The organism is Kribbella sp. CWNU-51 (genome assembly GCF_054073265.1).
Map to the genome: position 1 here is coordinate 25,089 of NZ_JBSXMZ010000031.1, position 11,013 is coordinate 36,101.

At 68.3% G+C, this 11,013-nt stretch carries 11 protein-coding genes; 5 read left to right on the forward strand and 6 right to left on the reverse strand.

What is annotated here, in order from left to right; genetic code table 11:
- Positions 1–76 precede the first annotated feature (76 nt).
- A complete protein-coding gene (locus tag ACXC9Q_RS28905) occupies positions 77–1,471 on the forward strand; it encodes an FAD-binding oxidoreductase (protein WP_457059780.1) in 1,395 nt (464 codons plus the stop codon).
- Here ACXC9Q_RS28905 and ACXC9Q_RS28910 read toward each other — a convergent pair.
- The 4 genes from ACXC9Q_RS28910 to ACXC9Q_RS28925 all read right to left on the reverse strand — a co-directional run bounded on the left by ACXC9Q_RS28910 (position 1,468) and on the right by ACXC9Q_RS28925 (position 3,913).
- Positions 1,468–2,214 carry an SDR family NAD(P)-dependent oxidoreductase gene (locus ACXC9Q_RS28910; RefSeq protein ID WP_457059781.1) on the reverse strand — a complete coding sequence of 249 codons (747 nt, stop codon included), beginning with the start codon at positions 2,212–2,214 and terminating at the stop codon, positions 1,468–1,470. The genes ACXC9Q_RS28905 and ACXC9Q_RS28910 overlap by 4 nt on opposite strands.
- Positions 2,207–3,448 carry an AMP-binding protein gene (locus ACXC9Q_RS28915; protein ID WP_457059782.1) on the reverse strand — a complete coding sequence of 414 codons (1,242 nt, stop codon included), beginning with the start codon at positions 3,446–3,448 and terminating at the stop codon, positions 2,207–2,209. Before ACXC9Q_RS28915 ends, ACXC9Q_RS28910 begins: the two co-directional genes overlap by 8 nt.
- A complete protein-coding gene (locus ACXC9Q_RS28920; protein WP_457059783.1) occupies positions 3,445–3,648 on the reverse strand; it encodes an acyl carrier protein in 204 nt (67 codons plus the stop codon). The genes ACXC9Q_RS28915 and ACXC9Q_RS28920 overlap by 4 nt, the downstream gene beginning before the upstream one ends.
- Before the next feature lie 88 nt (positions 3,649–3,736).
- Positions 3,737–3,913, reverse strand: coding sequence for a hypothetical protein (locus ACXC9Q_RS28925; protein ID WP_457059784.1), 177 nt, complete (start codon positions 3,911–3,913; stop codon positions 3,737–3,739).
- 115 nt (positions 3,914–4,028) lie between these two features.
- Here ACXC9Q_RS28925 and ACXC9Q_RS28930 point away from each other — a divergent pair, with 115 nt between their 5' ends.
- Positions 4,029–6,482 carry a hypothetical protein gene (locus ACXC9Q_RS28930; protein WP_457059785.1) on the forward strand — a complete coding sequence of 818 codons (2,454 nt, stop codon included), beginning with the start codon at positions 4,029–4,031 and terminating at the stop codon, positions 6,480–6,482.
- 538 nt (positions 6,483–7,020) lie between these two features.
- Here ACXC9Q_RS28930 and ACXC9Q_RS28935 read toward each other — a convergent pair.
- On the reverse strand, positions 7,021–8,565 hold the full coding sequence (locus ACXC9Q_RS28935; RefSeq protein WP_457059786.1) for a glycoside hydrolase family 10 protein: 1,545 nt from the start codon (positions 8,563–8,565) through the stop codon (positions 7,021–7,023).
- A gap of 117 nt (positions 8,566–8,682) precedes the next feature.
- Here ACXC9Q_RS28935 and ACXC9Q_RS28940 point away from each other — a divergent pair, with 117 nt between their 5' ends.
- From ACXC9Q_RS28940 to ACXC9Q_RS28950, 3 genes are all read left to right on the forward strand, one after another.
- The gene (locus ACXC9Q_RS28940; protein WP_457059787.1) at positions 8,683–9,189 is read left to right on the forward strand and encodes a GNAT family N-acetyltransferase; all 507 of its coding nucleotides are present in this window, start codon (positions 8,683–8,685) and stop codon (positions 9,187–9,189) included.
- On the forward strand, positions 9,186–10,235 hold the full coding sequence (gene pseI / locus ACXC9Q_RS28945; protein ID WP_457059788.1) for a pseudaminic acid synthase: 1,050 nt from the start codon (positions 9,186–9,188) through the stop codon (positions 10,233–10,235). The genes ACXC9Q_RS28940 and pseI overlap by 4 nt, the downstream gene beginning before the upstream one ends.
- Positions 10,236–10,481: 246 nt before the next feature.
- Positions 10,482–10,853 carry a hypothetical protein gene (locus tag ACXC9Q_RS28950; RefSeq protein WP_457059789.1) on the forward strand — a complete coding sequence of 124 codons (372 nt, stop codon included), beginning with the start codon at positions 10,482–10,484 and terminating at the stop codon, positions 10,851–10,853.
- On the opposite strand, the gene ACXC9Q_RS28955 is transcribed toward ACXC9Q_RS28950, so the two are convergent.
- Entirely contained in the window at positions 10,834–11,001 is a 168-nt protein-coding gene (locus ACXC9Q_RS28955; RefSeq protein ID WP_457059790.1) for a hypothetical protein, read from the reverse strand. The genes ACXC9Q_RS28950 and ACXC9Q_RS28955 overlap by 20 nt on opposite strands.
- Between the last annotated feature and the right edge of the window lie 12 nt (positions 11,002–11,013).

Here is an 11,013-nt window from a genome sequence, read left to right on the forward strand (position 1 = left end):
ACCCTGCCGCTCTGAAGGCTGGCCGAAGGGGGATCAGGCACCTGGCCTGGCCGCAACACATCGGGGAGGAACACCCATGACTCAACTTGCCGACAGTGGCATCGGCGATCTGCGCCAAACGATGGGCGGACCGGTGCTCGGTCCGCACGATCCTGGGTACGACGACGCGCGGCGACTGTGGAATGCGGCGATCGACGTGCATCCCGCCGTGATCGCGCGCTGCCAGAGCGCAGCGGACGTCTGCCGGGCGGTGCTGTTCGCACGCGACAACGGTCTGGAGATCGCGGTCCGTGGCGGCGCCCACAATCCGGGCGGCTCGAGCACCGTCGAGAACGGGCTGATGATCGACCTCGGCCTGCTGAACGAGGTCACGGTCGACCCGGTGGCCAAGCGCGCCCGGGCCGGCGGTGGCGCCCTGCTCGGGCAACTCGACGCGGCGGCCCAGGAGTACGGCCTGGCGACACCGGCCGGCATGATCAGCCACACCGGCGTCGGCGGTCTCACCCTCGGCGGTGGCATGGGGTGGCTGACCCGCAAGCACGGGCTCAGCATCGACAACCTCGTCTCGGTCGCGATCGTCACCGCCGACGGGCAACTCCGTCGCGCCTCCGCCGACGAGAACCCGGACCTGTTCTGGGCTGTTCGCGGTGGCGGCGGCAACTTCGGTGTCGTCACGGAGTTCGAGTTCCAGCTGCACGAGGCCGGGCCGATGATCCAGTTCGGCCTGGCGTTCTGGGATCTCGACCGCGGCGCCGACGTACTCCGGCTGGCCCGCGAGGTGATCGCGAAACTTCCGGACGAGGTCAACATCGTGGTCGGTGCGGTGAACGCTCCGCCGGCTCCGTTCGTGCCCGCCGAGTACCACTTCCGGCCCGGGTACGCGCTGATCGTCACCGGCTTCGGATCGGCCGAGGAGCACGCCCAAGTGATGGACGAGATCCGTTCGGCCGTGCCACCACTGGTCGAGTTCGCGAGCCCGATGCCCTACCTGGCGTTGCAGCAACTGCTGGACGAGGCGAACGCGTGGGGATTCCACGCCTATGACAAGGGCTTCTACCTCGACGACTTCACCGAGGACGCGATCCAGGTGATCACCGAGCAGGTGCCGCTCAAACAGTCACCGGGGTCGGTGCTGTTGTTCTACCGCCTCGACGGCGCCTATTCGAAGGTCCCGGAGGACGCCACCGCGTTCAGTGGCAGCCGAGCGCCCGGCTTCGCCGGCTTCATCATCGCGGTCTGCCCGACGCCGGAGCTGCTCGAGCAGGACAAGGCCTGGGTGCGGTCGTTCTGGGACGCGCTCGTGCCGGTCAGCCGTGGGATCGGCAGCTACGTCAACGCGATCAGCGATGCCGGCGTGGACGATCGGGTCCGGGCGTCGTACGGCACGAAGTACGACCGGCTGGCCGCGATCAAGGCGACGTACGACCCGGACAACATCTTCCACCGGAACGCGAACATCAAGCCGGCTTAGCTGGAGGCGGCGCCGTCGATGATCAGGACCTGGCCGTTGATGTTGGTGTTGTCGAGGAGGAGCATGCGGACGACGGGGACTACGTCGTCGGGTTCGGTCAGGTGACCGGTCGGGGTGCGGCGGACGATCTGGTCGAGTTGGGTCTGGCCGAGGACGGCGGACATCTCCGAGGCGAAGAAGCCCGGCGCGACCGCGTTGGCCAGGATGCGGCCGCCCAGTTCACGTGCGAGTGAACGGGTGGCCGCGTCCATGCCCCCCTTGGTGGCGGAGTAGGCGACCAGGCCGGGATAGCCGCGCTGAGCGCAGATCGAGGTGACGTTGACGATCCGGCCCTTCAGACCCTTCGCGAGCATGCGGCGCAGGACGAACCGGGTGAGGATCAGCGGCGAGGTCAGGTTGGTCTGGATGATCTCCGCGAGGTGATCGGCCGACGTGTGCACATGCAGCGAGTCCTGGCCGATGGCCGCATTGTTGACCAAGGCATCGATCGGGCCGAGCTTCGTCTCGACGGCCCGGACGAACGCCTGGCCGGCGGCCGCATCGTTGATGTCGACGGAGTCGTAGTACAGGTGGTCCGGGTACTTCTCGCCGAGCGCGGTCAGCTCGGGCGTCACGGTGCGGGCGAAGGCGGCGACCTTCAGGCCGGAAGCGAGCAGGTCGGTGACGATCGCCAGGCCGAGGCCGCGGGAGCCACCCGAGACCAGCACGACCGACGCGGGCGGGACGGTGCTGGGCTCAGACATCGCTCTTCAAGGTTTCCTTCTGCGGGATCTGGTCGAGGAACTTGATCCGCCGCGGTACGCCGTAATCGGGCAGCCGGCTCGAGCACCACTGGACCAGGTCGGCGTCGGTGATCGGGCCGAGCGCCCGGTTCGGCACCACTTCGGCCGCGACCATCCGGCCGACCAGCGGCGCCTTGCGCGCGAACACCCGCGCCCAGGAGACCCCCGGGTGACGCATCAGCACGTTGCGGACCACTCCGGCCGACACCTTCGATCCGCCGACGTTGATCTCGTCGGTGTCCAGCCGCCCGGTGATCAGGACCCGGTCCCCGTCGTACTCGATCCGGTCTCCGGTGTGGACCGCGCCGACCAGGCCGGCACCGTGATGCGGCGAACGGATGACCAGCTCGTCGCCTTCGACCGAGAGGATCGGGCGGTCCGGGTCGGGCGCGCGATCGAGCCAGGCTTTCGGGAAGCCGGCCTTGCCGTCGTGCACGACGATCGACGCACCGACCTCGGAGGATGCGTAGATCCAGGAGATCCGGGCTTTCGGGAAGATCTCGTGGAGCTGGTCCAGGATCGCCTGGTCGACAGGCTCACCGCCGAGCGTGATCTGCTCCAGCGGTACGGCGCCCAGCGTGTCGGCGTCGCGGTAGATCGCTTGCCGCCAGAAGGTCGGTGTGCCGGAGGCGGCGGTGACACCGTGTTCGGCGGCAATAGCAGGCCAGTCTTCGAGTTCATCCGGCTCGATCACGACGAGGCCCTGATCGGCGTGGGTCAGTGAGAGCGTGACGACCTGCCACCAGGCATACGTGCCGGGAGAATAAGGGAGCAGCCAGGTGCGCGGCGGCTGGTCGCCGGTGACGGTGGTCAGGCTCTCGAGAGTGTGACCGATGCGCTTCGGGCGACCGGTCGAGCCGGAGGTGAGCAGCCAGGCGCGGCCAGACTCCTCGACCCGCTTGAGTTTTGCCGGTGTCACTTCCCCATCGGGCAGCACGATCGCGAAACCGGACTCTCCCAGTTCTTCGCGCATCCGCTCGTCGACGCGGGTTCGGGTGGCGACGAGAAGCTCGGTGCCGTGCACCGCGTGATGGCGGAGGGCGGCGAGCGCGTCGGCGCCGTTGTCGACCAGGACGGCGGCCGGCGACGGCAGTTGCGGCAGTTTGTGCAGGGTCCGCCAGGTCAGGCGTTTGCCGGCGACGACAACCGTGTTGTCGTCACCGATCAAGGCGGTGGTCCGGCGCCGCGCGGTCACGCCGACTGGAGCTGCTCGATGAAATCCAGCACGTCGCCGACAGTGGCGATCCGGCGCAGCCCGGGGGCATCGAAGTTCAGCTCGTCTCCGAGCTCGTCCTCCACCCGGAGGGCCAGCTCGGAGAAGTCCAGCGACCGGAACCCGATATCGCGCAGATCCGCCGCGTCCTCACCCGGCAATGTCCGTCCCTGAGCCGTCATCACCTCACCCATCAACTCTCTGACCCGACCCCGTGGCACCGAACTCATAAGCCCAAAGCCTAGCGTCCCCATCCGGTGGCACCCCCGGCTAAGGGGGCTCCGGCGGCGGCGCTGCCACCGGCGGGCGACGGCGTACCCAGGCTTTCAGGCGTTTGATCCGTGCCGAGATCTCCCAGCCGGCCAGGGCGATCAGCGGACTCGCGGCGGCGACGGCGGCGAGCAGGACCTCCTCGACCGGCAGTCCGGCGATGTGGAGGGCGACCATCGGACCTCCCGAACGCTGCGTGATCTGGGAGATTACTGAGTGTAAAGGTGAATTCTCTGGCCGTAAACGGCTTACCGGGCGGGGACGCGACTCGGCAGGCTCATACACTTTGCGGATGATCAGAGGCCGGGGGAAGCGCGTGGCCGCTGTCCGTGGGAAGCGCCTGGCGGCGATGGTGAGCCTCCCGGTGCTGCCACTGGCCTGGTTCGTCGCGCTGCAGGAGCAGCCGCCCTGGATGGCCGGGGCGTATCTCGGATACCTCCTGCTCATCATCGCCGTACCGGGCACGATGTTCTGGCGGCGGCTCACCGGCGGCACCGGCTGGTTCGCGGCGGACGCGGTCCTGGGGACAGCGTTCGGCCTGGCCGTCGAGACCCTCCTCTACCCGATCGGGATGCTGTTCAGCATGCCGTTCGCGGCGCTGCTGATGCCGGCGCTGGCGTTCGGGATGTGGCGGGCGCTGCCGCGGCGCAAGCTGCCCGAGCGGCCGACGCCGTGGTGGGCGACGGCCGGGGCGATGGTGGCGGTCGGTGTCGCGGCCGCGTGGTTCGTCCGCGTCGGATCGCAACTCATTCCGCTGGTGGGACCGGACGCCCTCCGGCCGGACTCGGACGCCCCGCACAACCTCGCGGTGGCCGCCGAGCTGACGCATCACTTCCCACCACGCATCCCGTACGCCGATGGCAGGTGGCTGACCAGCCACTGGGCGGCGTACGACCACATCGCGTCGTCGCACTGGATCACCAGCGTTCCACTCGACGTACTGACGTTTCGGATGGTGCCGTTCGCCTGGATCTTGCTGACGGTCTTGGGAGCCGCTGCGGTCGGCATGCTGCTCACGGGCCGCGCTGTTGCCGCTCCGATCGCTGCTGGCCTCACTGTGGCCGCCGGTAACCTGATCGCTTGGCCGTGGGCGGTGTCGGACCGGGTGTTCGCGGATGGCCCGTTCTCACTGGGTCAGCTGACCAATCCGCCGCAGGCGTTCTCCACTGTGCTGTTGCTGCCGCTCATCGCTGTCACTGCGTTGCTCCTGCGCCGCAAGCCCGGTCAGACGCGCGGTCAGGTGTTCCGGCTCTTCGTGGCTGCCGGAGTGTTGATTGCGGCGTTGGCTTTGACGAAGGCGACCACACTGCCGGTCTACGCCGCCGGACTGGCCGCTGCGTGGATCTATCTGACGGTCCAGGCCGGACGGCTCAACCTGCGGGCACTGGTGCTCGGTGTGGCGGTCGCGGCCGCCTACGCGGTGACCTTTTTCGTCGTACTGCGTGGCGCGGCGTCCGGTGTGCGATTCGATCCGGGCGCGACGTTGGAAGATCTGGCCGACCAGATGGGTGGCGAGTCCGCGGTGGCGGTCATCGCGGTCGTCGTAGTGCTCGGCTGGGTCATGCCGGCAGTCGGCGCACTGCTGATCAGGCGACGCCTGCCACGCGACCCGATGCCGGTGTTCCTGCTCTTCGGCTTCGCCGCCGCGATCCTGGGCGCGTCCCTGCTGTACGACGAGGGCCTGACTCCAGTGTTCTTCGTCCGCACCGGCTTCATCTACGGCGTACTGCTCGCGACCTGGGGTCTCGGGTCGCTGGAGCGTCGCCAGTACTACGTGGCAGCGATCGCACTGGCCATCGGGGTCGCCGCGATCTACTGGGGCCGCGACCGATCGGACGGTTCGTGTACGTCGACCAGTTGCTTCGCACAGGGCCCCGCGGTCGCTCTGGTGATCGCAGCCCTCGGCATCGGTGTGTTCGGGCTCGTCTTGCGCGGCTCACGTCGTACCTGGGCTGTCATCGTCGTCGCCGTCCTGTTGGGTACGACGGCGTCGACCACGGTGGCGTCGATACGGAAGTTCGCCACACCGCCGTTGACGGAGTACGCCTCGATCGCGCCGGGTGGGATCGAGGCGGCGCGGTTCATCCGGCGGAACTCCGGGTCGGAGGACCGGATCGCCACCAACGTGCACTGCCAGCGCGCCCGCGCGTCGCACTGCCTCACCGGCTCCTACTGGATCGCCGGGTACGCCGAACGCCGGGTCCTGGTCGAGGGCTGGGCCTACCAGAGCCGAGTCGACGACACGTACCCCGACGGTGTCCAGAGCGCCTTCTGGGACCAGGAGGAGCTCCGCGTCAACGACGAGGCCTTCACCAACCCCACCCGTGACGTCATGGAGACGCTGCGAACCAAGTACGGCGTGCAGTGGCTGCTGCTCGACGAACGCGTCAGCGCACCGCCCAAGAACCTGGAACGCCTGACCGAGCTCCGGTTCCAGTTCGGCACGGTCCGCGTCTACCAGCTCTACCCGCCCCCGCCGGTCAACCCGTTCCCGTCCCAGACCCCGTCACCGACCGGCACGCCGTCCCAGACGCCGAGCTTCCCCACCGGCTCGCCCAGCCTCCCGACCCAGGCGCCCGGTCTCCCGGCCCAGACGCCCGGGACCTCGAGCCTGACTCCCGGACAGACCCTCCCGAGCCAGCCCTTCCCCACCGGAAGCCTGCCGACCGGCAGCCTCCCGCCAACCTTCCCCACCGGCCCTCTCCCAATCCAGCTCACCACCACCCCAGGCCTCCGAAGCCCCTGACGGCTTCAAGGTCCGAGGAGCGCCGCGGGAATGACCGCGATCCCGTCCTGGCGCCGGAAGGCGCCTGTCCCGGTTCAGATCACGGACCTGCGAGCGGTTGTCGGGACCTGGGAGGGGTGATTGCGCCGCCCGGAGTGTTGATCGGCGCGATTGCCGCGACCTCGGACAGGTACTGGGGACGTCGGACACGGCACAGCCTGTCCGAGGACCCTAGGTGGTGTCCCAGGCCCGGGGATCGCCACCGGTCCCACCGCCGGCAACACGGGCCCGTCCAGTCACCGCACCTGCCCGCCAGTGCGGGCTGGTCGGGTCGGGACGGTGGCTGGGGGTGTGCAGCTCGACAGCAGGTGTCCGCCCTAGCGCCGGCCGGGGCGAGCGTGAATGCCTCGCTCGACCAGCACCCCTGGACCGACACCTCCTAATGAGAGCTGCACCCCAGCCGACCTCGCTCACTTCGCCCACAGATCCAGGAGAAGAGCCGCCCGCCCTCACGAGGACGACCGTTAGCAGGCCGCGAAGGCTACCGATAGCAGGAGCCTCAGCGGAGGGAGATGGTTGGGATGGGGATGCTCTGGTTGGCTAGGCGGTCCAGGGCGGTGACTGTGTAGAGGTACTTCGTGCCAGGGGTTGCTGTGGTGTCGAGGTAGGACTGGGTGGCGCCAGTTGAGCGGACTGTCGCGATCAGGTTGCGGGCGTCGTTGTCCGGGCAGTGGTCGCCACCCAGCAGCTCGCGACGATAGATCGCGTACGACGTGGTGTCGCTGGTCGTACGACGCCACTTGACCTGGACGCCGTCAGCGGTGCGAGTGGCCTGGACGGCGTGGACCGGGAGGGGCGGACGGGAGTCCAGCGACGGCATCGCGGGGATGAGGGCCGGACGGGTGTACCAGGTGCTGTTCAGCAGTGTGGTCGCACCGAGGCGGTCGGCACGCACGTCCTTGGCGGAGAAGTAGATGTTGCCCTTCACCTCGGGGATCGTGCTGTCGAACGCCAGGTGGTCACTCAACTCCTGCGGATCCGCCCAGTCCGGCGACTGCGTCGACGTACCGACCTTGTAGGTCGCCTCGCCGATGTAGAGGTGCACATGGGTGCCGCGGACCTGGTCGGCCCACCACGGGACGATCTTGTTGTAGTCGGCCGGCGCGAACCCACCGGCCCAGTAGACCTGCGGGACGATGTAGTCGATCCAGTCCTCGCGGACCCACTTGCGGGTGTCCGCGGCCAGGTCGTCGTACGTCTGCACCCCCGCGGTGGTGTCGGAGCCTTCCGGGTTGGTGGCCTTGTTCCGCCAGACCGCGAACGGCGAGATGCCGAACTTCACCCAGGGCTTGATCGCCTTGATCCGCTGCTGGATCTCCTGGATCAGCAGGTCGATGTTGTGCCGCCGCCAGTCGGCCAGTGTCGGGAAGCCGGCGCCGTACTGCGCGTACGTCGCGGCGTCGTCGAAGACCTGGCCGGCCACCGGGTACGGGTAGAAGTAGTCGTCGAAGTGCACGCCGTCGATGTCGTAGTTCGACACCGCGTCCATGATCGCGTCCTCGACCAGCTTGCGGGCCGCCGGAATGCCGGGGTTGTAGTAGAGCTTCCCGCCGTACGTGACGACCCAGTCCGGGTGCTGCCGCGCCGGATGGGTGGGGATGAGGGCGTTGATGTCGGTGCCCATCGAGAGCCGGTACGGGTTGAACCAGGCGTGCAGCTCGAGGTTGCGCTTGTGTGCCTCGGCGACGGCGAAGGCCAGCGGGTCGTAGCCGGGGTCGCCGCCCTGCGTGCCGGTCAGGTACTGCGACCAGGGCTCGACCTTGGACGGCCAGAAGGCGTCGGCGGTCGGGCGGACCTGCAGGATGACCGCGTTGTGGTGCTGGCGGACCGCGTCGTCGAACCAGGAGATCAGCTCGGCCTGCTGCTGCGCCGCGCTCAGACCGGTCTTGGACGGCCAGTCGATGTTCACCACCGACGACACCCAGCTCGCCCGGAACTGCCGCAGCGGGGTGGTCGGACTCGGGGCACAGCTCTGCTGATCCGCGGGCGCCTGCGCGGCCGACGCCGTACCGGCCACGCCGCTCAGCAACAAACCTGCCGTCACGCCTAGAACACCCATGGCTCGCCAGACTCTCATGTCACTCTCCGACCGTCGTTCAAGGTGAAGTCGAAAGATGTTTACACACCAAGGCGCTTGAAGAGAAGACGCTAGGTTAGGTCTATGTTGCGCGCCGCCACCGAAGCCGATGTCGACGTGATCAGGCGATTGCGTAACCAGCGGGCTAATCGCGACGTCAGCATTACGGCGCACGAGATCGGTGCGGACGAACATGCTGCGTGGTGGGCGAAGGCCTCGGCCGACCCGACGCGGCGGGTGCTGATCTACGCGCGGGACGGCGTGACCGCCGGAGTCGTGAACTTCTTCGACGTCGAAGGATCGACCGGCGCCTGGGGATTCTTCCTCGACGCGGACGGTCTCGCCGAGCGTGGTGAGACCTTGCCGGCGTGGATCGAGGTGATGCGCGAGGCCACGTCGTACGCGTTCGACGAGCTCGGCCTCGACGTACTCACAGGCGAGGTGCTCGAGCACAACACCGTGGTCCGGCAGATGAACCGGCGGTTCCGCTTCACCGAGGGGACGCCGGAGCAGCGGTACGCCGACGGCCGCGAGATCACCGTGATTCCGATCAGCCTGCGCAAGCAGGACCGTAGACAGGGGAGTAAGTGAACACGATCGAGATCGGCGGAGTGCCGGTCGGGTCCGAGCACCAGCCGTTCGTCATCGCGGAGATGTCGGGGAACCACAACGGCGATCTCGAGCGGGCCAAGGACATCGTCCGTATGGTGGCGGAGTCCGGTGCGCAGGCGCTCAAGCTGCAGACGTACACCGCGGACACGATGACGCTCGACGTCGACCTGCCGGCGTTCCGGCTGCCGGTGGAGCACGAGTTGTGGAGCGAGGCGCGGCTGTACGACCTCTATGCGGAGGCGCACACACCGTGGGCGTGGCACGAGCCGATCTTCGAGCTCGCGACCTCGCTCGGGCTGGTGGCGTTCTCGTCGGCGTTCGACCAGAGCGCGATCGACTTCCTGGAGAAGCTGAACGTCCCGGCGTACAAGGTCGCGTCGAACGAGATCGGCGACCTCCCGCTGGTGCGTGGCATGGCCGAGACCGGGAAGCCGATCATCATCTCCACCGGCTCCGCGACGCTGACCGACATCGACGCCGCCGTCCGCGCGGCCCGCTCGACCGGCAACGAGCAGATCATCGTGCTGTCGTGTACGGCGAGTTATCCGGCGCCACCCGAGCAGTCCAACCTGCGCGCGATCCCGGTCCTCCGCGACGCGCTCGGCGTCCAGGTCGGCCTCTCCGACCACACCATGGGCATCGGCGCCGCGATCGCCGCGGTAGCGCTCGGCGCCACCGTCATCGAGAAACACGTCACCCTCAAGCGCGCGGACGGTGGCGTCGACGCGGCCTTCTCCCTGGAACCGCAGGAACTCGAGTCCCTCGTCGAGAACACCCGCATCGCCCAACTCTCCCTCGGCCACCCGATCATCGGCCCCAAACAGGCCGAACAAAACGTCCTCCGCTTCCGCCGCTCCCTCTACGTCACCCACGACGTCCACGCCGGCGACCCCATCACCCCCGACAACGTCCGCTCCATCCGCCCCGCTGGCGGCCTGGCCCCCGACACCTTCCAACAGATTGAGGGCCGCCCCTTCCGCGTAGACGCCAAGGCCGGCACCCCCCTCACCTGGGACCTGCTCTAGCCGACTCCCCACGAGGTTGACGGCCGCCCCGGTGGTTCTCCCCGCGGCGTACCGAAGCACGGGTCGTAGTCGCCCCTGCCGGCCATCTGCCCGCCTGCGCCACCCAGCGGACTCCTGTTTTGAGGACTACTACCCGTCACTCGGTACGCCTGCCAACCCAAAGACTGTCCAAGAGGTCTGGGCCAGGCGATCTGTGGAAACAAATGTGCACCCAGTGACAATTTTGTTCCACAAAGGGACCGGCGGGTGCCGACCACACCTAAGGCCAAGGCGGTTGTCGCTCACCGAGGCGAGGGGCGGGGTCATCCCGAGGCCCTAGCGCAACATGCTCGGCTCAGCCCTCATCCCCCCGCCGAGCCGGATCGCTCCGTCGTACTGCGACTGGACGACGGCGACGGCGCCAACCCGGATGGCATCACCGAACTCGAGTCCCTCGACGACCCAGCGGCGTACGTGATTGGTCTCTCCACGCGGACGCGGTTCTTCCAGTTCGGCCACGACTTCCGGCGGAACGCGAAGGTGCCGTTCGAGTACGGCGTCCGCGGCGACGGGCTCGTGCTCCGGCTGGCCGACGCGATGGCTTCCTCACCCGCAAGGACTATGTCGACAACTGGCTGAGCGAGACGCACGAGCAGTGCTGCGGCCTGAACTTCGCCGGCTGGTCCGCGGTCGCCGAGCGGGCCGGGTTCCACCTCGACCCGGCGTCGAAGGCCTGGCGCAACGACTGGGTGATCGAGCGCCGGATCGCCCCGGTCGCGTCCCTCACCTCACCCGATGG